The organism is Microbacterium aurantiacum (genome assembly GCF_040532595.1).
GTDB lineage: Bacteria > Actinomycetota > Actinomycetes > Actinomycetales > Microbacteriaceae > Microbacterium > Microbacterium chocolatum_B.
In genome coordinates, this window is sequence record NZ_JBEVYX010000001.1 from 913304 (window position 1) to 936669 (window position 23366).

At 71.5% G+C, this 23366-nt stretch carries 18 protein-coding genes; all 18 read left to right on the plus strand.

Annotated elements, in window-relative coordinates:
• Positions 1 to 31: 31 nt before the first annotated feature.
• The 18 genes from pgm (at position 32) to ABXJ56_RS04535 (ending at position 23266) form a co-directional block, all read left to right on the plus strand.
• Positions 32 to 1672, plus strand: coding sequence for a phosphoglucomutase (alpha-D-glucose-1,6-bisphosphate-dependent) (pgm, locus tag ABXJ56_RS04450; RefSeq protein WP_353998512.1), 1641 nt, complete (start codon positions 32 to 34; stop codon positions 1670 to 1672).
• 179 nt (positions 1673 to 1851) lie between these two features.
• Entirely contained in the window at positions 1852 to 2844 is a 993-nt protein-coding gene (locus ABXJ56_RS04455) for an NADP-dependent oxidoreductase (protein ID WP_353998513.1), read from the plus strand.
• Positions 2845 to 2910: 66 nt separating this feature from the next.
• Complete coding sequence (locus ABXJ56_RS04460; RefSeq protein WP_353998514.1) at positions 2911 to 3828, plus strand: PmoA family protein; 918 nt, start codon at positions 2911 to 2913, stop codon at positions 3826 to 3828.
• Complete coding sequence (locus ABXJ56_RS04465; RefSeq protein WP_353998515.1) at positions 3825 to 4562, plus strand: cupin domain-containing protein; 738 nt, start codon at positions 3825 to 3827, stop codon at positions 4560 to 4562. The genes ABXJ56_RS04460 and ABXJ56_RS04465 overlap by 4 nt, the downstream gene beginning before the upstream one ends.
• A 158-nt stretch (positions 4563 to 4720) precedes the next feature.
• On the plus strand, positions 4721 to 5731 hold the full coding sequence (locus ABXJ56_RS04470) for a LacI family DNA-binding transcriptional regulator (protein ID WP_353998516.1): 1011 nt from the start codon (positions 4721 to 4723) through the stop codon (positions 5729 to 5731).
• A 33-nt stretch (positions 5732 to 5764) separates the two neighbouring features.
• Positions 5765 to 7543, plus strand: a complete 1779-nt coding sequence (locus ABXJ56_RS04475; protein ID WP_353998517.1) for an ABC transporter ATP-binding protein — start codon at positions 5765 to 5767, stop codon at positions 7541 to 7543.
• A 31-nt stretch (positions 7544 to 7574) separates the two neighbouring features.
• The gene (locus ABXJ56_RS04480; protein ID WP_353998518.1) at positions 7575 to 8660 is read left to right on the plus strand and encodes a Gfo/Idh/MocA family protein; all 1086 of its coding nucleotides are present in this window, start codon (positions 7575 to 7577) and stop codon (positions 8658 to 8660) included.
• A 10-nt stretch (positions 8661 to 8670) separates the two neighbouring features.
• Positions 8671 to 9639 carry a hypothetical protein gene (locus ABXJ56_RS04485; protein WP_353998519.1) on the plus strand — a complete coding sequence of 323 codons (969 nt, stop codon included), beginning with the start codon at positions 8671 to 8673 and terminating at the stop codon, positions 9637 to 9639.
• 168 nt (positions 9640 to 9807) lie between these two features.
• Entirely contained in the window at positions 9808 to 11106 is a 1299-nt protein-coding gene (locus ABXJ56_RS04490) for an ABC transporter substrate-binding protein (RefSeq protein ID WP_353998520.1), read from the plus strand.
• Positions 11107 to 11179: 73 nt separating this feature from the next.
• A complete protein-coding gene (locus ABXJ56_RS04495) occupies positions 11180 to 12175 on the plus strand; it encodes a carbohydrate ABC transporter permease (protein WP_353998521.1) in 996 nt (331 codons plus the stop codon).
• Positions 12172 to 13107, plus strand: coding sequence for a carbohydrate ABC transporter permease (locus tag ABXJ56_RS04500; protein ID WP_353998522.1), 936 nt, complete (start codon positions 12172 to 12174; stop codon positions 13105 to 13107). The genes ABXJ56_RS04495 and ABXJ56_RS04500 overlap by 4 nt, the downstream gene beginning before the upstream one ends.
• A 2-nt stretch (positions 13108 to 13109) precedes the next feature.
• A complete protein-coding gene (locus tag ABXJ56_RS04505; protein WP_353998523.1) occupies positions 13110 to 13778 on the plus strand; it encodes a hypothetical protein in 669 nt (222 codons plus the stop codon).
• A gap of 24 nt (positions 13779 to 13802) precedes the next feature.
• On the plus strand, positions 13803 to 15908 hold the full coding sequence (locus tag ABXJ56_RS04510) for a beta-galactosidase (protein ID WP_353998524.1): 2106 nt from the start codon (positions 13803 to 13805) through the stop codon (positions 15906 to 15908).
• Between the two features lie 60 nt (positions 15909 to 15968).
• A complete protein-coding gene (locus tag ABXJ56_RS04515; RefSeq protein ID WP_353998525.1) occupies positions 15969 to 17483 on the plus strand; it encodes an alpha-N-arabinofuranosidase in 1515 nt (504 codons plus the stop codon).
• Positions 17480 to 19801 carry a beta-galactosidase gene (locus tag ABXJ56_RS04520; protein WP_353998526.1) on the plus strand — a complete coding sequence of 774 codons (2322 nt, stop codon included), beginning with the start codon at positions 17480 to 17482 and terminating at the stop codon, positions 19799 to 19801. Before ABXJ56_RS04515 ends, ABXJ56_RS04520 begins: the two co-directional genes overlap by 4 nt.
• Positions 19802 to 19937: 136 nt before the next feature.
• Positions 19938 to 21158, plus strand: coding sequence for a Gfo/Idh/MocA family protein (locus ABXJ56_RS04525; RefSeq protein ID WP_353998527.1), 1221 nt, complete (start codon positions 19938 to 19940; stop codon positions 21156 to 21158).
• 3 nt (positions 21159 to 21161) lie between these two features.
• Complete coding sequence (locus tag ABXJ56_RS04530; RefSeq protein WP_353998528.1) at positions 21162 to 22364, plus strand: DUF993 family protein; 1203 nt, start codon at positions 21162 to 21164, stop codon at positions 22362 to 22364.
• Positions 22361 to 23266: a sugar phosphate isomerase/epimerase family protein gene (locus ABXJ56_RS04535; protein WP_353998529.1), complete on the plus strand. Its 906-nt coding sequence runs from the start codon at positions 22361 to 22363 to the stop codon at positions 23264 to 23266. The genes ABXJ56_RS04530 and ABXJ56_RS04535 overlap by 4 nt, the downstream gene beginning before the upstream one ends.
• Positions 23267 to 23366: the final 100 nt, after the last annotated feature.

Sequence of the window (23366 nt, forward strand, 5' to 3'; positions counted from 1 at the left end):
GCGACCCCGCACAGCAGGCAGACTGGGGAGCATGAGTCGCGCAGGACAGCCCGCCGAACCGTCCGACCTCATCGACATCGATGAGCTGATCAACGCCTACTACGACGTCGCCCCCGACCCGGCCGTGCCCGCGCAGCGCGTGGCCTTCGGCACCAGCGGTCACCGCGGGTCGTCGCTGTCGGCGAGTTTCAACGAGGCGCACATCCTCGCCACGACCCAGGCGATCGTCGACTACCGGCAGCGCCAGGGGATCGCCGGCCCGCTCTTCCTCGGGCGCGACACGCACGGGCTGTCGCTGCCGGCCGAGCGCAGCGCCATCGAGGTGCTCGTCGCGAACGGCGTCGACGTGCGCGTGGACTCCCGCGACGCGTGGGTGCCCACCCCCGCGCTCAGCCACGCCATCCTCACGTGGAACAGGGGACGGGATGCCGACGATCCCGACCGCGCCGACGGCATCGTCGTGACCCCGAGCCACAACCCGCCCCGCGACGGCGGCTTCAAGTACAACCCCCCGCACGGCGGCCCGGCCGACACGGACGCGACCGGCTGGATCGCCGATCGCGCGAACGCGATCATCGAGGGCGGCCTCGAGGAAGTGCGGCGCACCCCGTTCGCCGACATCGACGCCGACGCGCTCGGCTCCTACGACTTCCGTGACGTGTACGTGCGCGACCTGGCCGGCATCATCGACCTCGAGGCCATCCGCCGCGCGGGCGTCCGCATCGGCGCCGACCCCCTGGGCGGGGCATCCGTCGACTACTGGGCGCTCATCGCCGAGGTGCACGAGCTCGACCTCACGGTGGTCAACCCCGATGTCGACCCGACCTGGCGCTTCATGACGCTGGACTGGGACGAGAAGATCCGGATGGACCCCTCCTCGCCCTCCGCGATGGCCTCCCTGGTCGCCAAGCGCCACGACTACGACATCCTCACCGGGAACGACGCGGACGCCGACCGGCACGGCATCGTCACCCCCGACGCGGGGCTGATGAACCCGAACCACTACCTCGCCGTCGCGATCGACTACCTGTACGGGCACCGTCCGGACTGGCCGAAGAGCGCCGCGATCGGGAAGACCCTCGTCTCGTCGATGATCATCGACCGCGTCGCCGCCTCGCTCGGCCGGGAGCTGCTGGAAGTCCCGGTCGGATTCAAGTGGTTCGTCCCGGGCCTCCTCGACGGCTCCGTCGCCTTCGGCGGCGAGGAGTCGGCGGGCGCATCGTTCCTCCGCTTCGACGGGACCGTCTGGACGACCGACAAGGACGGCATCCTGCTGTGCCTGCTGGCCGCGGAGATCCTCGCCGTGACCGGCAAGACGCCCTCCCAGCGCTACGCGGAACTCGAAGCCGAGTTCGGCGCGTCGGCCTACCAGCGCGTGGACGCCCCGGCGACCCCCGAGCAGAAGGCGACGCTGTCGAAGCTCGCGGGCGATGCCGTGTCGGCGACGACCCTCGCAGGAGAGCCGATCACGGCCAAGCTCTCGCACGCCCCCGGCAACGGCGCGGCGATCGGGGGCCTGAAGGTGCAGACCGAGTCGGCGTGGTTCGCGGCCCGCCCGTCGGGCACCGAGGACGTGTACAAGCTCTACGCCGAGAGCCTCCGCGGGCCCGAGCACCTCGCCGAGGTGCAGGCCGAAGCGCGCGCGGTCGTCTCCGCAGCCCTCGGCGGCTGATCTCGGCGGTCTTCGCTCGTTCGAGTGTCAGGTGTGGCCCCCTCCGGCAACGGGAGGGGGCCACACCTGTCACTCGAGTGCGAGAAAACCGTGCGCGAGGTGCATCCGATTCGGGCCTCGGCGCCGAATACCCCTGTGACGGCCAGGATGCCGCCCCGTTCGAGCCGAGGAGGCCTTCGATGAAGAAGATGCCGGCGGAAGCCACGCGCTATCGGTACGAGGAGCACGGTGGTGCAGGCGTGCTGAAAGAGGACCGGCATCCGCTCGACGGACCGGGCTCCGGGGAGGTCGTCGTCGAGATGGTCTCGGCCGGGATCAACCACATCGACAGCTTCATCCGCGAGGGACATGAGCACGTCTTCCGCGACGACCCGTGGCCGCGCTTCTCGGGCAGCGATTTCGCCGGGATCGTCCGAGCGGTCGGCAGCCACGTCAGCGGCTTCCGTCCCGGCGACGAGGTGATCGGCCACGTCCGCTCCGGCGCGCACGCGACCTTCGTCACGGTCTCGGCCGGCTCGCTCGTCGCCAAGCCCCGCACGATGTCGTGGGAGATCGCCGGGGGCCTGTACCTCGCCGGCGCGACGGCGCTGGAGATGCTCGACGACCTGCGGATCGGGGCATCCGACATCGTCGTGGTCTCGGCCGCCGCGGGCGGGGTGGGAAGCCTCGAGGTGCAGCTGGCCAAGCACCGCGGCGCGCGCGTCATCGGCACCTGCGGCGAGCGCAACTTCGACTACCTCCGCCAGCTCGGGATCATCCCGGTGCGATACGGCGACGGCCTCGCCGACCGGATCCGCCATGTCTCGCGCGGGCAGGTCACCTCCTACATCGACAACTTCGGCAAGGACGGGCGCGATGTCGCCGCCGAGCTCGGCGTGCCCGCGGAGCGGTATCGCTCGAGCGCCGATCGGCGCGACGTCGAGCTGCGCCTTCTGCAGGACGACCCCGTGTCCGTCGCCCACGGGACCGACCTCCTGCGCCGCGTCGCGACACTGTACGCCGAGGGCGCCTTCCGACTCCTCGTGTCGGGGCTCTACCCGCTGAGCGACATCGCCGAGGCCTACCGCGACCTGTCGCAGCTGCACGCGCGCGGAAAGATCGTGCTCGCGACGAACCCCGTCTCGCCCTATCGCGTGACGAAGGCGCGCGACCTGCACGAGTCGATGGCCTGAGACGGAGTTTCGCGGCACCTGCGTCGGAGGCAAGCGCTTTCCGCTCTTGTGCGCGAGAATGGCCGCATGGCCGCCTTCACCCTGGATCTCACGGATGCCGCCGCCTCGGTCACGGCATCCGGCATCGAGGTCGCCCGGTACGTGTTCGACCCCGCCCTCGAAGCGGAGGGCGGCGAGAAGCCCTACCTCCACCCGCTGCGGTCGCTCGACGGCGCGACCGTCTCGGCGTACCGGCCCTGGGATCACCGGTGGCACAAAGGCCTGCAGGTGACGTGGACGCATGTCTCCGGCGAGAACTTCTGGGGCGGGCCGACCTACGTCGACGGACTCGGCTACGTGCCTCAAGACAACGTCGGGACCATCCACCACGATGCCTTCACCGCGACCGCGGATGCCGGAGACGAGGTGTCGCTCGACGAGACCCTGACCTGGATCACGCGCGCCGGCGACGCCTGGATCGCCGAGCGGCGACGCCACCGCTTCCACGGTCTGGATCACGCGCGCGGCCTGTGGGCGCTCGACCTCGCCACGTCTCTGCGGAACATCAGCGGGCGCCCGCTCGAGCTCGGCAGTCCCACGACCCAGGGACGACCGGATGCCGGCTACACCGGCGTCGCCCTGCGCCTCGCGCGCGCGTGGACCGGCGGACGCGTGCTCAGCTCCGCCGAACCGGAAGCGGATGCGGCGGACCCGGCGGCCGTCATGGGATCGACGGCGGAGTGGATCGCGCTCTCCGGCGAGCACGATGAGGTCGACGGGGGCGGCACCGTGCTCGCGTTCGCAGGGAGCTCGACCGGCGATCCCGCGATGCGCTGGTTCGTGCGGAGCGAACCCTTCCCGATCCTCGCGCCCTCTCCCGCGTTCTCGGAGCCGATCACGCTCGACCCGGATGCCGAGCTCGCCCTGACCCACCGCTGGGTGATCGGGGACCGCATCTGGTCTCCCGCGGAGACACGCGCGGTCGCACACGAGTACGCGCTGTGACCGTTCCGCTCTTCCCCGGCGGCGTCGCCGCGAGCCGGCTCCGCGTCTACGACTGGCCCGGCGCGGACGGGCTGACGGGCGGCTCACCGCACCTGCACACGGCGTCGAGCGAGGGGTACATCGTCCTCAGCGGTTCCGGCGAGGTGCACACGCTCTCCTCGGAGGGCTTCGCGGTGACGCCGCTCGCGGACGGAGCGATGGTCTGGTTCTCGCCCGGCACCGTTCACCGCCTCGTGAACCACGACCGACTCGAACTCCTGGTGATCATGCAGAACGCGGGACTCCCGGAGGCCGGGGACGCCGTGCTGACCTTCCCCACCGGCATCCTGGACGACGACGCCGCCTACCGCGCGGCGGCGGCCCTCCCCGACACCGCGGACGACGCAGCCCTCGCCTCTGCCGCCCTCGCGCGACGGGACCTCGCCCTCGCCGGCTACGCGGAGCTGCTCGCCGCCGCCGAGAGCGAAGGCCCGACCGCGGCGCTCGCCGCGCTGCACATACGCGCCGCGCGGCTCGTCCGCCCGCGGGTGGCGGAGTGGACGGCGCGGTGGGATGCGTCGGTCGCGCGCGAGACGGAGCGCACGCGCGGACAGCTCGCGGCGCTCGCGGCGACGGATGCCGGCATCCTGAGCGACGCCCGGACCGCGCGCGCGGAGACCGAGCCGGGCGAGCGCTTCGGCATGTGCGGACGCCTGCGCGTCTGGCCGCGCGCGGAGACCCCGTCGGCGCCCTGAGGTGGCGGTCGTGGCCGCCTCCGTGGGCGCGAGGCGGCGGCGAGCGCCGCACGAGAGCGTCAGCGCGGCGGTTTGGCGGCGGCGCACGGCTGGGTTAGCCTCGGCCGAAACGTTTTTCCTTCGCGTCGGCGCGGGGGACCGACACCGAGGCGGCCGTGATGAAGCGCGTGGGCATCCGTGATGTGGCCGCACGCGCGGGCGTGTCGATCAGCACCGTCAGCAACGCACTCAACCGCCCGGAGCAGGTGAGCGACGCCCTGGGGACCCGGATCCGCGGCATCGCCGACGAGCTCGGCTATGTGCCGCTGCACGCCGCGCGCCAGCTCCGCGCCGGGCGCAGCGGGCTGCTCGGCATGACGGTGATCAACATCGCCAACCCCTTCTTCGCCGAGCTGGTCGCCGGCGCCGAGGATGCCGCGGCGGCCGCGGGACTCAGCGTCCTCGTCGGAAACGCCAGCGACGACGCCGATCGCGAGCGCCACCACCTCGAGCTCTTCGACCGCGTGCAGGTGGAGGGTGCACTGGTGAGTCCGTTCGGAGACCCGGGCCCCGGCATCGCACGCCTGCGCGCCCGCGGTGTGCCGGTCGTGATGGTCGACGCCGTCGACGACGCCGGCATCCTCCCGTCCGTGTCGTTCGACGATGTCGCCGGCGGGCGGCTCGCCGCCGAGCACCTCCTCGGACGCGGACGGCGCCGCCTCGCGTTCGTCGGCGCGCGCGAGGAGGTGCGCCAGGTGCGCGAGCGCCTCGCGGGCGCCCGGGCGGCCGTCGCCCGGGTCGCCGACGCCACGGTCGAGCCGATCTGGACGCGGCGCACCACGTCGGAGACGGGCATCGCGTTCGGCGCGGAGATCGCCGCGCGGGATGCCGCGTCGCGACCCGACGGCATCGTCACCTCGAACGACCACCTCGCGATCGGCCTGGTGCACGGCCTCCTCTCGCACGGCGTCCGCGTCCCCGAGGACATCGCCGTCGTCGGCTACGACGACATCGAGTTCGCCGCGATCGCGACCGTCCCCCTCACCAGCATCCGCCAGCCGGCGCGCGAGATGGGTCGGCGCGCAGCGGAACTCCTCCTCGCCGCGATCGCCGGCGAGACGCCCCCCGCCGACCCCGCTGTCGTCTACGCGCCGGAGCTCATCGTGCGCGCCTCGACCGGCTCCGGGTGACGCCGCACCCGTCTCTCGGCGTAGCATGGCCGCATGAGTCAGAAAGCGCTTACCGACGCCGTCCGCGTCGTGGACGGCCACCGTCCGGCGCGCTCCGTGCTGCGCCTGCTGGCGCGTCGACCCGCGCGGATGACCGCCGCCATCCTCGCGTTCACGGTGAAGGAGATCCCGCTGTGGTTCCTTCCCGTGGTGACCGCCGAGATCATCGACATCGTCGCCACCGGGGGCGACGTGCAGACCGTGCTGGGCTGGTTCACGATCGCCGGCATCCTGCTGCTGCAGAACTACCCGATGCACATCGTCTACACCCGGAACTTCATGACCGTCGTCCGCGACACCGGCGCAGACCTGCGGAACGCCCTCGCCGCGCGCCTGCAGAGTCTGTCGATCGGCTACCACACGCGGGTGAGCTCCTCGATCGTGCAGACCAAGGTCGTGCGCGACGTCGAGAACGTCGAGCTCATGCTGCAGCAGGTGACGCACCCCCTGCTGTCGTCGCTCATGGTGCTCGGCGGAGCACTGGCGATGACCGCGATCGCGGTGCCGGAGTTCCTCCCCGTCTACGCCCTCGCCGTGCCGATCGCCCTGGGCCTCCGCTGGGTGCTCGGGCGCCGCTCGCGCGTGCGCAACGAGGTCTTCCGGCGCGAGGTCGAGGGCTTCGCCGCGCGCGTCGGCGAGATGGCCTCGCTCATCCCGGTCACCCGCGCCCACGGCCTGGAGCGCACGGCGGTCTCGCGGGTGGCGACCGGCGCCGACGGCGTCCGTCGGGCGGGCCTGCACCTCGACATGCTCAACGGACACGTCGCGTCGCTGTCGTGGGTGAGCATGCAGCTGCTCGGACTCGGATGCCTCGTGCTCGCCGCGGTCTTCTCCCTCTCCGGCATCCTTCCGATCACCCCCGGCGAAGTCGTCCTGCTCTCGACCTACTTCACCCTGCTGACCCAGGGCCTCACCGCGTTGCTGATGCTCATCCCGGTCGGCGCCCGGGGTCTGGAGTCCATGCGCTCCATCGCCGAGGTGCTGCAGGAGCCGGACCTCGAGCAGAACGAGGGCAAGCGCGCGGTTTCGGAGGTCTCCGGCCGCCTCGACCTCGAGCGGGTGAGCCACCGCTACCCGGACGCGGATCGGGATGCCGTCCACGACGTGTCGCTGTCGATCGCCGCGGGCGAGACCGTCGCCTTCGTCGGGTCGTCCGGGTCGGGCAAGTCGACGATGCTCAACCTCGTGCTCGGGTTCGTCCGCCCCACGTCCGGACGCATCCTCCTCGACGGCGCGGACATGCAGGAGCTGGATCTGCGCACCGCCCGGCGTCACGTCTCGGTCGTCCCGCAGGAGTCGGTTCTCTTCGAGGGCACGATCCGCGAGAACATCGCCTACGGTCGCGACGACGTCGAGGACGACCGCATCCGCGCCGCCCTCGTCGACGCGAACGCGGCGGAGTTCGTCGACCGACTGCCCGAGGGCTGGGACACGGTGGTCGGCGAGCGCGGCGCACGCCTGTCCGGCGGCCAGCGGCAGCGCCTCGCGATCGCGCGCGCCCTCGTCCGCGACCCCCGGATCCTCCTGCTCGACGAGGCGACGAGCGCCCTCGACCCCGAATCGGAGGAGCTGGTCAAGAGCGCCCTGACGCGCCTCATGCGCGGCAGGACGACCCTCGTCGTCGCACACCGGCTCTCCACCATCCGGCAGGCGGACCGCATCGTCGTGCTGGAGCACGGCGAGATCGTCGAGGAGGGCGCGCACGACGACCTGCTCGCGCGCTCCGGACGCTACGCGCACCTGCACGCGACCCAGTCGGGGATCGCGCCGTGACCCGACCCACCACCTCGGAAAGGACCCCCGCATGACCGAGCCCCTGCGCTGCGCCATCGTCGGCACCGGCGCGATCGCCCACGCCCACCTCCATGCGATCGACGCCGACCCCGAGGCGACGCTCGTCGCCGTGACCGACCTCTCGCGCTCCTCCGCCGAGGCGTTCGTCGCCGGCCGCGAGGGCGTCGCCGTGTTCGACGACCTCGACACGCTGCTAGCGGATGCCGCACCCGACGTCGTGCACGTGTGCACGCCGCCCGTCGCGCACCCGGCGCAGGCGATCGCCGCCCTCGAATCGGGCGCCCACGTGGTCGTCGAGAAGCCTCCGGCACCCAGCCTCGACGAGCTCGACGCGATGCGCGCGGCCGCGACCGCGGCCGACCGTCGGCTCGCCGTCGTGTTCCAGCAGCGCACCGGCACCGCCGCCGCGCACGTGAAGCGCCTCCTCGACGCAGGCTCCCTGGGGCGCCCCCTCGTCGCCCTGTGCCAGACGCTGTGGTTCCGCAACGCCGACTACTTCGCCGTGCCGTGGCGCGGGAAATGGGAGACCGAGGGCGGCGGTCCGACGCTCGGGCACGGCATCCATCAGCTGGATCTGCTGGCCTTCCTCCTCGGCGACTGGGCGGAGGTGGAGGCCCGCCTGTGGCGGATGGACCGGGAGACCGCGACCGAGGACGTCTCGACGGCGACGATCCGGTTCGCGCAGGGCACCGTGGCGCAGATGATCACGAGCGCCGTCTCGCCGCGCGAGATCAGCACGATCCGCATCGACACCCAGAAGGCCACCGTCACGGTGGACCACCTGTACGGCCACGGGCACGACAACTGGAGGATCACCCCCGCACCCGGATTCGAGGACGAGGCCGCCGCATGGGCGCTCCCCGACGTCGAGGAACCCAGCGGACACGATCCCCTGATGCGCGATGTCTTCGCGGCCCTCCGCACCGGCGCGCCCCTCCCTCCGACCGCCGACGCCCCCGCACGCTCGTTCGAACTCGTCGCCGCCGTGTACGCCTCGGCCGCCGCCGACGGGCGCCCGGTCACCCCCGACGACCTCGCGACCCACCCCACGCACCGCCGGGGCTTCGCGAGCCCTGTCCGTGACCTTCGTGGCTGAGGGGGCGCTCGTGCCGGACGCCGACGCACCTGCGCCGGGCGAGATCTACCGCGACCCCGTCTACGACGGCGCGACCGACCCGACGGTGGTGCGTGCCACCGACGGCACGTGGTGGATGTTCTACACGCAGCGCCGGGCGAGCCATCCCGCCCCCGGACCCAGCGTCGCGTGGGTGCACGGGAGCCGCATCGGCGTCGCACACTCCGCCGACGGCCTGCGGTGGGATTACGCCGGCACCCTCGAGCCCACCCCCGCCGGACTCGCCCTCGACCCCGACGGCCCGCCCGTCACGGTCACCGAGACCCACTGGGCACCGGAGGTCATCCACGACGGCGCGCGCTGGCGCATGTTCCTCACCGAGATCGACGGGATCCCGGACGCCTGGCCGGGCCACGCGCGACACATCGTCGCGTACGCCTCCGACGACCTCGCGACGTGGGAGCGGCAGGGCCCCCTCGCCCTCGACGGCGATCGGGTCATCGATGCCGCCGTCGCCCGCTGCCCCGACGGGCTGTGGCGCCTCTGGTATAAGGACGAGGCCGCGGACTCGGTGACGAAGGTCGCGGCATCCGACGATCTCGTGTCGTGGCGGAGTGAGGGGACGGCGATCGCGGGCCGGCCCCACGAGGGTCCGTACGCCTTCACCCTCTCCGGCCGGTGGTTCCTCCTCACCGACGAGTGGCGCGGCATGGCCGTGTACACCTCCGACGACGCGATCGCCTGGACGAGACAGGGTGGAGCGGATGCCGTCATCCTCGGCGAGCACGGCCCCGCGGACCTCGGCGTGCAGGTCGGGCGGCACGGAATGGTCGTCGTCGACGCCGAGACCGACACCGCCCGGCTGTACTACTTCACGCACCCCTGGTGGGACGGGCACGAGATCGCGGATGCCGCGCCGGACGCCGCGCGACGCAGCGCCGTGCACGTGGCGACACTGCGCATCGACGCGGACGGCACACTCATCTGCCGACGGTCATGAATCGTTACAAGATTTCGGCTCAGACCCTTGCGAAACGTTTTTGCGCGGGGTAGCGTAGCGGGCAAGCGCTTTCCAGCACCCTGAAGCACCGGAGACGCTCACACCGCACCATCGGACACGGACGTCGCGAGCGCGAGAATCGGACGCAGACGTCAAGAGAGGACAAGGATGTTCAGCAAGAAGCGGGCCATCACCGGGATCGCCGTCGCGACCGGTGCCGCCCTGGCCCTGGCCGGCTGCGCCGGCGGCAGCGAGCCGGCGGGAACCCTCGACCCCGACGAGGAGGTGACGCTCGACCTCGCCTTCTGGGGCAACGACGTGCGCGCTGAGATGTACAACGAGGCGATCGCCGCGTTCGAGGAGGAGTACCCGAACATCACGGTCAACTCCTCGTTCCTCGACTTCCCCGCCTTCTGGGAGCGCCGTCAGACCGAGGCAGCCGGCGGGAACCTCCCTGACGTCATGCAGTTCGACTACTCCTACCTCCGGCAGTACTCCGAGAACGGGCTGCTGCTCGACCTCGACCCCTACCTCGGCAACGTCATCCAGACCGACCCGATCCCCCAGAACATCCTCGACATCGGCGTGGTCGGCGGCACGACCTACGGCATCGCCACCTCGACCAACGCGTGGGGCATGTACACGAACCCGACCCTCCTCGCCGAGGTCGGCGTCGACGAGTTCGCCGGTGGAACGTGGGACGACTACGCCGCCTGGATGGGCGAGGTCACCGAGGCCAGCGGCGGAGAGGTCTGGGGCGGCTCGGACTACGCCGGCCGCATCCAGAACTTCGAGATCCAGCTGCGCGCCGAGGGTGGCGCCCTGTTCACCGAGGACGGCGAGCCCGGCTTCGACGAGGCCCGCCTGGCGGAGTTCTGGGAGGACGGCCAAGAGGTCATCGCCTCGGGCGCGGTCATCTCGGCCCAGCGCCTCGAGGAGATCTTCCCGACGTCCGGCTTCGGTGCTGCTCTGACCGCGAGTGAGCTGACGTGGGACAACTTCGGCGCCGGCTACCTCGGCGAGCTGGGCGAGGGCTACCCCGAGCTCGGTCTCGTCGCCCCGCCCATCACCGTCGAGGGGGCGCAGGATCTGTACCTGAAGCCCTCGATGCTGCACTCGATCGCCGCCAACACCGATCACCCGGAGGCCGCCGCGACCCTCGTGGACTTCCTGGTCAACTCGCCGCAGTCGGGCGAGATCTTCGGCACGAACCGCGGCCTCCCGGCCTCCGCGACCGCGCTGGACGCCGCCGACCTCGACCCGCTGAGCGAGCAGATCCGCGACTATGAGGCCTCGATCCAGGACCGCCTGGGCGACGCCCCGCCGGTGCCGATCGTCGGCTACGGCACGCTCGAGGAGGAGTTCCGGGTCCTCGGCCAGGAGCTCGGCTTCGGCACCATCTCCGTCGAGGACGCGGTCGACCGCTTCTTCACCGAGATGGACGTCGTCCTCAGCAACAACTCGTGAGCGACGAGGGGGCCCGGGCAGAACGCTCGGGCCTCCTCCCGCCCCACCCTCCATCTCGAGACCAGGAGCATCCGTGAGCACGACAACGACGAGGGTCATCGTCACCGGGAAGACCTCGAAGCGGTCGCTGAGCCCGAGGCAGCGCCCGGAGGCGCCCGCCGCTCGTCCGGGTCAGCGCGTTCGCCAACGCAAGGAGACTCTCGCCGGCTACGGGTTCCTCGTCCCGTGGCTCATCGGCTTCTTCGGCCTCACGATCGTGCCGATGGTGTACTCGCTGTATCTCTCGTTCACGCGGTACAACATCTTCCAGCCGCCGCAGTGGGTCGGTATCGACAACTACGTCCGACTCTTCACCAACGACCCGCAGTTCATCCAGTCCGCCTGGATCACCCTCGTCTATGTCCTCGTGGGCACCCCGATCATGCTGGCCGCCGCGCTCGCCGTGGCCATGCTTCTGAACTACCGTGACCGCGGAGCGGCGTTCTTCCGCTCGGCCTTCTACGCCCCCTCGCTCATCGGCGCATCCGTCTCGGTCGCGATCGTGTGGCGGGCGATGTTCTCGGGTGACGGCCCGGTCGACGGGTTCCTGAGCTTCTTCGGCATCAACCTCGGATCGTGGATCGGCAACCCGTCCCTCGTGCTCCCCGCGATGATCATCCTCGCGGTCTGGCAGTTCGGCGCAACGATGGTCATCTTCCTCGCCGGCCTCAAGCAGATCCCCAAAGAGCTTTACGAGGCCGCCGAGATGGACGGCGCCGGCCCGTGGCATCGCTTCCGCGCCGTCACCCTGCCCATGCTCTCGCCCGTGATCTTCTTCAACCTGCTGCTCGGCCTCATCGGCGCCTTCCAGGTCTTCGCGTCGGCGTACATCATCTCCAACGGCACCGGCGGCCCCGCCGGCATGACGAACTTCATCACGCTCTACCTCTACAAGCGCGGGTTCTCCGATGGCCAATACGGCTATGCCGCCGCGATTGCGTGGGCCCTGATGATCGTCGTCGCGATCATCGCCCTCATCCTGTTCCGCACCCAGAAGAACTGGGTCCACTACTCGGGAGACAACCGATGAGCTCCGCATCCTTCGGCGAACCGTCCGTGCAGGTCCTCGAGCAGCAGGACCTCGAGCAGGGCGACGCGGCCCCGCGACCCGCTCGGCGGCGGGTCAAGCGCAAGACGTGGCAAACGGTGGTGTGGTTCGTGGTGCTCGCCGTGATCACCGCGATCGTCCTCTACCCGCTTGTGTGGCTCCTCTTCGCGACGTTCAAGCCGAACGCCGAGTTCGGGCAGAACCCGGCCCTCCTGCCCGAGAGCCCCACGGTGCAGAACTACGTCACCGTCATGGAGGGCATCGCCGGCATCCCGATGTGGCGCTTCTTCGCCAACTCGCTGATCCTGGCGGTCCTCGCCGTCATCGGCACGGTCATGTCGTCGGCACTCGCGGCGTACGCGTTCGCCCGTATCCAGTTCAAGGGGCTCGGCATCCTCTTCGCGGCCATGATCGGCACGCTCCTCCTGCCGTTCCACGTCGTGATCATCCCGCAGTACCTGCTGTTCAACTCGCTCGACATGATCGATACCTTCTGGCCGTTGGTGCTGCCGAAGTTCCTCGCCACCGAAGCCTTCTTCGTCTTCCTCCTGGTGCAATTCATGCGCCAGATGCCGCGTGACATGGACGAGGCAGCGCGCATCGACGGGGCCGGGCACATCCGGATCTTCTGGGCCATCATCGTGCCGCTCATCCGCCCGGCCCTCATCACGTGCGCCATCTTCGCGTTCATCTGGAGCTGGAACGACTTCCTCGGCCCGCTCCTCTATCTGACGAGCCCGGACAACTACCCGCTGCCGATCGCGCTGCGCCTGTGGAACGACCAGACCTCGACGAGCGACTACGGCGCGACCGTCACCGCGAGCTTCATCGCCCTCGTCCCGGTGCTGCTGTTCTTCATCGTCTTCCAGCGCTTCCTCGTCGACGGCGTCGCCACGCAGGGTCTGAAGGGCTGATCGTGGCCCGCCCCCGGATGTCGGCCCGCGCCGAGGAGCGCGCGGCGAAGCGCGAGGCGCTCTCCGGCGCCGGCCCCACGCCCGAGGGGCACGAGATCGCCCGGAACCCCGGCGCGACGGCACGCTTCGCCCTGTTCGGAGAGGTGCTGCTCGTCGGGCTTCTCATCACCGTGGTCTCGCTGCCGCTCGTGACGCTTCCCGCGGCACTGGCGGCCGGCATCCGTCACCTCCGGCGCTTCGCCTCGGCCGAGGAGTCGCACGCGCGGACGTTCTTCCGCGACATCCGCCGCGCCCTCCCGGGCGGGCTGGTCGTCGGGGTGATCTCCGTCGTCGCCACCCTTGTGCTGCTGCTCGACATCGACCTCGCCCGGAGCGGATTCCTCCCCGGCGGCCCCGTCGTCGAGGCCGTCAGCTGGGCGGGCCTGGCCGCGACGGCGCTCGTCGTCCTCGCGTCCGCGACGCTGTGGACACCGGAGCGCGGCTGGCGCTCGGCGGTCCGCGCGACCCCGCGCGCCCTGGTGGCGGATCCGGGGGGCGCCGCCTACCTGCTCGCCACCGTCGTCTTCGCGGTCGTCGTGACGTGGGTGCTCCTGCCGCTGATCGTCGCCGCCCTCGGGTGCACGGCGCTCGCGGCGATGGCCGTCCCCCAGCGCCCGCGCCGACGCGGCTGACGCTCGCCCCCCCCTTTTCTTCCCGTGACAGGAGTAACCGACGTGTTCTACGGCGCCGACTACAACCCGGACCAGTGGCCCGAGGAGGTCTGGGCCGAAGACGTCAGTCTCATGCAGGAGGCAGGGGTCAACATCGTCAGCCTCGGCATCTTCGCGTGGTCGCGCATCCAGCCCGCCGAGGGCGTGTGGGACTTCGCCTGGCTCGACACCGTCATCGACACCCTGCACGCCGGCGGCATCCGGGTGAACCTCGCCACCGCCACTGCCTCGCCCCCGCCGTGGGTCAGCGCGAACTACCCCGAGACGCTGCCGGCCGATCAGAGCGGCGCGTCGTACTGGCCCGGGAGCCGCCAGCACTTCGCCCCGTCCTCCCCCGTTTACCGGCGCCTCGCGGGCGAGCTCGTCCGGCGCTTGGCGGAGCGATACGTCCACCACCCGGCCGTCGTCATGTGGCACGTCGGAAACGAGTTCGGCTGCCACCTCCCGATGGACTTCTCGGATGCCGCGCGCGACGCGTACCGCGTGTGGCTGCGCGAGAAGTACACGAGCATCGCCGCTCTGAACGAGGCGTGGGGGACGAGCTTCTGGTCGCAGCGGTACGGCTCGTTCGACGAGATCTTCCCGCCGCGCCTCGCCCCCTACAGCCACAACCCGTCGTCGATGCTCGACTGGCGCCGCTTCACCAGCGACATGCTGCTGGAGTGCTACCTCGCCGAGCGCCGCATCCTGCAGGAGGCCGGGGCGACCCAGCCGATCACGACGAACTTCATGGGGCCGTTCAAGCCGGCCGACTACCGCCGGTGGGCGCCGCACATGGACGTCATCGCTGACGACTGCTATCCGGATCCCGCGAACCCCCACCGGGTGCGCGACGCCGCGTTCCAGCGCGACCTCGTCCGCTCCCTCAAGCCCGACGTGCCGTGGCTGCTGTGGGAGCAGGCGACGGATGCCGTCAACTGGCGCCCCGCCAACCCCGGTAAGTCGCCCGGCATGCTCATGGCCGAGACCGCGCAGTCGGTCGGACGCGGCGCCGACGGGATCATGTTCTTCCAGTGGCGGCAGTCCCGCGCGGGGAGCGAGAAGTTCCACTCGGCGATGCTCCCCCACGCCGGAACCGAGACCCGCACGTGGGACGCGGTCACCGACTTGGGCGCGCGTCTCGCCGCCCTCCCGACCCTCCCCACCCCCGCACCGGGATCCGATGCGCGCGTGGGTCTCGTGTTCGACTGGGAGAACTGGTGGGCGGTCGAGGAACGCGACCACCCGGTGCTGCTGGACTACCTCGCGATCTGCCTCGACTGGTACGGCGCACTCCACGCGCGCGGCATCCAAGTCGACATCATCGCCCCCGAGGAGGCCTCCCGAGAGCGCGTCGACCTCGTCCTCGCGCCGGCGCTCTACCTGCTCCGCGACGAGGGCGCCGCCGCACTGGCGCGCTTCGTCGAGAACGGCGGCACGCTCCTCGGCGGTCCCTTCACGGACATCGTCGACGCCCACGACCAGTTCCTCCCCGGCGGGTTCCTCACCCGACTCGGCGAGGTGTTCGGCATCCGCTTCGAGGACTTCGGTGCCCTCCCCGCGCGCGGTGCCGGCGGCATGGGCGTCGGTGCGCTGACGACACCCGCACCCGGAGCGACGACGGATGCCGCCCGCGTCGGCGTCCGCTACGGCGACGTCGACTTCGACGGCGGTCTCGTCGCCGAGCACATCCACGCGCACGGAGCCGACGTGCTCGCGCGCTTCACCGACGGACTCGCCGAGGGCGGCCCCGCCCTCACCCGGCACCGGCACGGGGCGGGCGAGGCCTGGTACGTCGCCACCCTCCCGGATGCCGCGGGCATCGACGCGATCGTCGCCGCGATCGTCGCGGGAGCCGGCATCCGTCCCGTCGTGGAGAACCTGCCGGCCGGGGTGGAGGCCGCGCGCCGCGGCGATCTCGTCACCGTCATCAACCACACCGACGCAGCCGTGTCGATCGACATCGACGGCACCGACGCCGAAACAGGCGCGTCCGTCGATCAGCTGGTGCTCGCGCCGCAGCAGGCGGCCTTCGTCCGCGTCGCGGCGAACCGCGCCGCGGAGGAGCAGGCGGCTGCACCTGCGGAAGGGCGCGCGGTACCCGTAGCCTGAGGTGACGGATAACGCGATGTCCGCAACATAACCCCCCGCACACCGCAGAGAGGCAGTGACATGACCGACGCCACCGCGCGCCTGGACCCCTACCTGGAGATCGCCCCGATCGACCGCCGCATCTTCGGCGGCTTCGTCGAGCATCTCGGACGCCACATCTACGACGGCATCTTCGAGCCCGGCCACCCGACCGCCGACGAGAATGGATTCCGCCAGGACGTCATCGAGCTCGTCCGCGAGCTCGGCGTCAGCACGATCCGCTACCCCGGCGGCAACTTCGTCTCGGGCTACCGCTGGGAGGACGGCATCGGCCCGGTCGACGAGCGCCCGCGCCGACTCGACCTCGCCTGGCACGCCACCGAGACGAATCGGATCGGCCTCCACGAGTTCCAGCAGTGGCTCGACGCGGTGGGCAGCGACCTGATGCTCGCCGTCAACCTCGGCACCCGCGGAACCGCGGAGGCCCTCGACCTCCTCGAGTACGCGAACACGATCGTCCCGACGGCGTGGACCGAGCAGCGCGCGGCCAACGGACACCCCGAGCCCTTCGCGGTGAAGATGTGGTGCCTCGGCAACGAGATGGACGGGCCCTGGCAGCTCGGTCACCGCAACGCCGAGGACTACGGCAAGCTCGCCTCGCGGACCGCCAAGGCGATGCGCCAGCTCGACCCCTCGATCGAACTCGTCGCGTGCGGGTCGTCCGGTCGCACGATGCCGACCTTCGGCTCGTGGGAGCGCGAGGTGCTGCAGCACACGTTCGACGATGTCGACTTCATCTCGTGCCACGCGTACTACCAGGAGCGCGACGGCGACGCGCAGGAGTTCCTCACCTCGGGCGAGGACATGGCGCGGTTCATCGCGTCGGTCGTCGCGACCGCCGACCACGTCGCGGCCGACCGCGGCAGCGACAAGCGGATCATGATCTCGTTCGACGAGTGGAACGTCTGGTACCTCGACCGCTGGGAGGCCCAGCAGAAGCAGTACGGTCCCGACGAGTGGCCGATCGCCCCGCGTCAGCTCGAGGACTCCTACAGCGCGCTGGACGCCGTCGTGTTCGGCGACCTCATGATCACCCTGCTCCAGCACGCCGACCGCGTGCGCTCGGCATCCCTCGCGCAGCTGGTCAACGTGATCGCGCCGATCATGACCGAGCCGGGCGGCCCGACCTGGCGTCAGACCACGTTCTTCCCGTTCTCGCTCACCTCGCGCCTGGCTCAGGGGCGCGCGGTGCGGGTGCCGGTCACCACCGGAACCGTGCCGAGCGCCCGTTTCGGCGATGTCGCGGCGGTCAACGCCGTGGCCACGATCGACGACGAGGGCGTGACGCTGTTCCTGGTGAACCGCTCCGTGAGCGACGCCGCGAACGTCCGGGTGGACCTGTCGCCGCTCGGCGCCCACGGGCTCTCCGTCGTCGAGTCGCACCTCCTGCACGAGGACGACCTCGCCGCGGCCAACACGCTCGACGACACCGAGCGCGTCGGCGTCCGGCGCGCGGATGCCTCCGTGACGGATGCCGAGCTCACGGTCGCACTGCCGCCGGTGTCGTGGGCTGCGGTCCGTCTGGGATCCGCGTGAGTTCGGCCGCACGGGCGCGAGTGCGCCGCGACAACGCGCCCGTGCGGCGCCCCGCGATGGGGAACGACATCGACGCGCGCCCGGGTCTCGAGGTCACGAGCGCCGCGCTCCTCCGCGACGGCCGGCCGTGGCTCCCCGTGTCGGGAGAGCTGCACTACACGCGGGTCCCTCGCGCGCGCTGGACCGAACGGATCCGGCTCATGCGCGCGGGCGGGATCGATGTGATCTCGACCTACGTCCCGTGGATTCACCACCAGCCCGAGCCGGGACCGGCCGACTTCCGCGGAGAGCTCGACATCGCGGCGTTCGTGGACGCCGTCCGCGCCGAGGGCCTCGAGCTCGTCCTGCGGATCGGTCCCTGGGCGCACGGGGAGCTCCGCAACGGCGGGTTCCCCGACTGGGTCCAGGCTCTCCCCGTCGAGCACCGCACCGACGACCCCGCCTATCTCGCGGTGGTGCGAGAGTGGTTCGGCGCGCTGGGGACGGCGCTCGGCGGCCGCGCGCACCCCGAGAACATCCTCGGCATCCAGCTGGAGAACGAGCTCTACGACCAGCCCGACCACATCGTCACGCTGAAGGGGCTCGCCCGGGATTCCGGACTCTCGGCTCCGCTGTGGACGGCGACGGCGTGGGGGTCGGCGCAGCTTCCGGAGGGCGAGGTCGTGCCGCTGTGGGGCGGGTACGGAGACGGCTTCTGGGTCGATCCCGACCAGCCGTGGGACGACACCTTCCGCGCACACTTCTTCTTCTCCGACCGCTGGGACGATCCCGGGATCGGCGCCGACCTGCGGGCCACGGAGCTGGCCGCGGCGGCCGCGGCCTCCGAGCTCTTCCCCCGCGCCACCTGCGAGGTCGGCGGCGGGATGGCGACCGCGTACCACCGCCGCCCGCGCCCGGCGGCGCCCGACATCGCCGCCGTCGCGCACGCGAAGCTCGGCAGCGGATCGGCCTGGCAGGGCCTCTACATGTACGCCGGCGGCGCGAATCCCGTCCCCGGCACCGCGGAGACCCAGGCGACGGGGTACCCCAACGACCTGCCGGACCTGAGCTACGACTTCCACGCCCCGATCGGCGAGGCCGGCCGCGCCGCACCCTCCCACGCGGCGCTGCGCCTTCAGCACGCCGTGATCGAGGCGTTCGGCTCCGACCTCGCGCCGATGCCGACGACGTTCCCGGACGTCGCTCCGGCGGGCGTCCGCGACCGCACGACGCCGCGGTGGGCGGTCCGCAGCGACGGGACGCGCGGGTTCCTCTTCGTCGGGTGGCAGCAGCCGTACGAGCCGCTGGACGATCTGCCCGGCATCCGTTTCCGCGTCGAGACCGACGAGCGGACGTGGGAGGTGCCCGACCGCGCGGTGACGATCCCCGCCGGCACGCTCGCGTGCTGGCCGCTCGGGCTGGTCATCGGCGGCGTGGAGGTCGCGTGGGTGAGCGCGTCGCTGGTCACGGTCCTCGACGGGGACGGGGACGGGGACGGGGACGGGGACGGGGACGGGGACGGTGGGGTGCCCACGCTCGTCCTCCGCGAGGACACCGGAATCGAGGTGCGCGCCGAGATCGACGGGCAGGTGCGCGCGCTGCGCCCCTCTCTCACCCCGGAACGTGTGACAGGCCACGGAGGCGCCCTCGACATCCTGATCGTGCCCGCTTACCTGGCCAGAGACCTGTGGGTCGTGGATGCTGCGACGGGGCACCGACGTGTGCTCGTGTCCCGCGACGAGCTGACATGGGATGCCGTCGGCACGGTGTCTGTGAGGACCGAGGCGCCGGCGCCGGACGTTCTGGAGTACCGGCCGGACGATCGCGGCTGGCGGGGCCCGGAATGGGCCGCACCGGCGAGCGGATGGACGGCGCCGGTGGTCGCCGAGGAGATCCGGGCGGCGGTGACGCCGGAGCCCGGCGGATACGGCGCGCGCGACGGCCGGCACACCGCCCCCACCCGCGCGGTCATCGATGAGCGCGCCGCCGTGCATCGCCTGCGGCTCCCCGCGAATCTCGGACCCGACGCGACCCTGCGCATCGACTGGGCCGGCGACGTCGCTCACCTCCGCGCGGACGGACGCATCGTCGCCGACCGCTTCTGGGACGGCTCGCCCTTCATCGTCGACCTGGACGACCTCGGGGTCTTTCCGGGAACGGAGCTGGAACTGTGGATCCTGCCGCTGCGCACGGATGCCGGCATCCGCCTCCCCGCGGGCGCCGCGGAACGGCTCGCCGACGCGGCGGACGGCGGAGCGCCCGACCTGTGCGCACTCGACCGGGTCCGTGTCACGACCCCCGGGCGCGCCGTCGAGCGGGATCGCGCCGAAAGACGCTGACGCTCCCGTTCGGCGGGAAAGCGCTTGCGGTTCGTCGACGGGCCGTGGCACACTGGAACAAGTTGGAAAGCGTTTACCGGTCCTCGAGGATCGGTCGCCCGCCTCGGCGGGATTCACCCGCAGAAAGAAGGCCACCGTGAGCGACACCGCCCTCGCCCCCGCCGTCACCCCGGCATCCGTCGACCGTCCCGCCGTGCGCGAGGTCGGCATCATCATGAACGGCGTCTCGGGCCGCATGGGGTATCGCCAGCACCTGGTCCGCTCGATCCTCGCGATCCGCGACGCCGGCGGCATCCTGCTTCCCGACGGCACGCGACTGACGGTCAAGCCGCTCCTGGTCGGTCGCAGTGCGGCGAAGCTCGCCGAGCTCGCCGCCCGCCACGACATCGAGGACTACACCACCGACCTCGATGCCGCCCTCGCCGACCCCCGCTGGGAGATCTACGCCGACTTCCTCGTGACCCAGGCCCGCTCGTCGGCCCTTCGCAAGGCGATCGCCGCCGGCAAGACGATCTACACCGAGAAGCCGACCGCCGAGACCGCCGACGAGGCCCTGGAGCTGGCGAAGCTCGCCGCCGCCGCGGGCGTGAAGACCGGCGTCGTCCACGACAAGCTCTACCTCCCCGGCCTGCAGAAGCTCAAGCGCCTCATCGACTCCGGATTCTTCGGCCGCATCCTGTCGGTCCGCGGCGAGTTCGGATACTGGGTGTTCGAGGGCGACTGGCAGCCCGCGCAGCGCCCGAGCTGGAACTACCGCGCCGAAGACGGCGGCGGAATCATCGTCGACATGTTCCCGCACTGGAACTACGTGCTGGAGAACCTCTTCGGCGAGGTCAAGAGCGTCTACGCCCAGGCATCCGTGCACATCGCCGACCGCTGGGACGAGAACGGCGAGCACTACACCGCCACCGCGGAGGACGCCGCATACGGGATCTTCGAGATCGACGGCAACGCCGCGGGCGAGCCGATCGTCGCGCAGATCAACTCCTCCTGGACCGTGCGCGTCAACCGCGACGAGCTCGTGGAGTTCCACGTCGACGGGACGCACGGTTCCGCCGTCGTGGGTCTCTTCGGCGCGAAGATCCAGCACCGCAACGCCACCCCGAAGCCGGTGTGGAACCCCGACCTCGCCGACGACCACGACTACGACGCCGACTGGGCCGAGGTGCCCACCAACGACGTCTTCCAGAACGGGTTCAAGCAGCAGTGGGAGGAGTTCCTCCTCTCCTACGCCCTCGGCACGGACTACGAGTTCGATCTCCTCTCCGGCGCCCGCGGCGTCCTGCTCGCCGAGGCGGGCCTCCGCTCGAGCCGCGAGGGCCGCAAGGTCGAGCTGACCGCGCTGAGCCTGGACTGACCCGTGGGCGGCCTCACCCTCCTCTCCCCCGAGGGCGCGCTCTCGCGCGTCCCCCTGCCGGACGCGCCGGCGTACACCCGGCCGACCGCGCCACTCCGCTCGCGCGTCGCGTATGCCGCCGCCCACGTGGTGCCGCGGGTGACGGGCGACAACACCCCGGGGCGTCCTGCCGACATCGATTGGGACGCCACCCTCGACTTCCGCCGGTCCGTGTACGAGTGGGGTCTCGGCGTTGCCGACGCGATGGACACCGCCCAGCGGAACATGGGCCTCGACGCCGCCGCGACGCGTGAGCTCATCGCGCGCTCGGCGGAGGTCGCCCGCGAGAGCGGCGGCCGGGTCGTGGTGGGGGTCAACACCGACCACGTCGAGGACGAGCGGATCACCCTCCGCGCGGTGACCGACGCGTTCCTCTCCCAGCTCGCGTTCACCGAGGAGCAGGGGGCGGGACCCGTCCTCATGGCGTCGCGCCACCTGGCGCGCGCCGCGGAATCGGCCGACGACTACCGGCGCGTCTACCGCGAGGTGCTGCAGGCGGCATCCGGTCCCGTCGTCCTGCACTGGCTCGGCACCGCGTTCGACCCGACCCTCGAGGGGTACTTCGGCGACAGCGACTGGCGTGCGGCATCCGCCGTCCTGCTCGAGATCATCGAGGAGAACGTCGACAAGGTCGCCGGGGTGAAGATGAGCCTCCTGGATGCCGCGTCCGAGGTGTGGGTGCGCGAGCGCCTGCCCGAGGGCGTGCGCATGTTCACCGGCGACGACTTCAACTACGTCGGCCTCATCGGCGGGGCCTCGACCCCGGGCGCCGCACAGCCGCCCCGTGACGCGGACGCGCGGCACCAGCACTCCGATGCGCTGCTCGGCGCGTTCGCGGCGCTCGCCCCATCGGCATCCGCCGCGATCCAGGCGCTCGACGCGGACGACCCCGACCGGTACCTCGCCATCCTCGGACCCACCGAGGAGCTCAGCCGGCAGATCTTCGCCGCGCCGACCTTCTACTACAAGACCGGCGTCGCGTTCCTGTCGTGGCTGAACGGTCACCAGACCGCCTTCCAGATGGTCGGGGGCCTCCACTCGGCGCGGAGCCTTCCGCACCTCTCCCGGATCATCGAGCTGGCCGCCGCGTGCGGCGCCCTGGAGGACCCCGAGCTCGCGGCCGACCGCTGGCATGGGATGCTGCGCGTGAACGGGGTCGGCGTGTGAGCGCGGCATCCGTCGCCGGCGGGTCTGCGGTCACGGCCGCGACGTCGCGGCTGTCGATCAATCAGGGGACGGTCAAGCACGCCTCCCTCGCCGAGGCCCTCCAGGCGACGACGGATGCCGGGGTGCCGGCGATCGGGCTGTGGCGCGAGCCGGTGCAGGAGGTCGGGCTCGACGTCGCCGCGTCGATGGTCGCCGACTCGGGGCTGCGGGTGTCGACCCACTGCCGCTCGGGCTTCTTCACGATGCCCGAGGGCCCTGCGCGCCGTGCCGCGATCGACGACAACCGCCGAGCGATCGAGGAGGCCGCGGCGCTCGCCGCCGCGGGGGCCGAGGGCTCCGTCGCCGTGCTGGTACTCGTCGCCGGAGCGCTGCCGGACGGCTCGCGCGACCTGCTCGGCGCACGCTCCCGGGTGCGCGATGCGATCGGCGAGCTCGCACCGTACGCGGCGGATGCCGGGGTGCAGCTCGCGATCGAGCCGCTCCACCCGATGTACGCCTCGGACCGATGCGTCGTGTCGACCCTCGGTCAGGCGCTCGACATCGCCGCGGACTTCGAGCCGGCGGTCGTCGGCGTCACGGTCGACACGTTCCACATCTGGTGGGATCCGGAGGTCCTCCCGCAGATCGCCCGGGCCGGCCGCGAGGGCCGGATCGCGACGTACCAGGTGTGCGACTGGAAGACGCCGCTGCCCGCGGACGTGCTCCTGAGCCGCCACTACCCCGGCGACGGCGTCATCGACTTCGCATCGCTCACGCGCGCGGTCGAGGACACCGGCTACGACCGCGACATCGAGGTCGAGATCTTCAACGCCGACATCTGGTCGCGGTCCGCCGCGACCATCGCGCGCGAGACCGCGGCATCCTTCTCCTCCGCCGTCGCCCCGCACCTCCGCACCCCCTGACCCCGCTTGGGTTCGGGGGGGGTGTTCAGTGGCGCCTTCGCGCGGGTCCGCGCGGGCGACACCCGCGCGACGGCGCCATTGAATGGGTGCGGCGACCCCG

Bases quoted from the DNA above. Each gene is read 5' to 3' on its own strand.
- pgm (WP_353998512.1), top strand. From the start codon at position 32: ATGAGTCGCGCAGGACAGCCCGCCGAACCGTCCGACCTCATCGACATC.
- ABXJ56_RS04455 (WP_353998513.1), top strand. From the start codon at position 1,852: ATGAAGAAGATGCCGGCGGAAGCCACGCGCTATCGGTACGAGGAGCAC.
- ABXJ56_RS04460 (WP_353998514.1), top strand. From the start codon at position 2,911: ATGGCCGCCTTCACCCTGGATCTCACGGATGCCGCCGCCTCGGTCACG.
- ABXJ56_RS04470 (WP_353998516.1), top strand. From the start codon at position 4,721: ATGAAGCGCGTGGGCATCCGTGATGTGGCCGCACGCGCGGGCGTGTCG.
- ABXJ56_RS04475 (WP_353998517.1), top strand. From the start codon at position 5,765: ATGAGTCAGAAAGCGCTTACCGACGCCGTCCGCGTCGTGGACGGCCAC.
- ABXJ56_RS04480 (WP_353998518.1), top strand. From the start codon at position 7,575: ATGACCGAGCCCCTGCGCTGCGCCATCGTCGGCACCGGCGCGATCGCC.
- ABXJ56_RS04490 (WP_353998520.1), top strand. From the start codon at position 9,808: ATGTTCAGCAAGAAGCGGGCCATCACCGGGATCGCCGTCGCGACCGGT.
- ABXJ56_RS04500 (WP_353998522.1), top strand. From the start codon at position 12,172: ATGAGCTCCGCATCCTTCGGCGAACCGTCCGTGCAGGTCCTCGAGCAG.
- ABXJ56_RS04515 (WP_353998525.1), top strand. From the start codon at position 15,969: ATGACCGACGCCACCGCGCGCCTGGACCCCTACCTGGAGATCGCCCCG.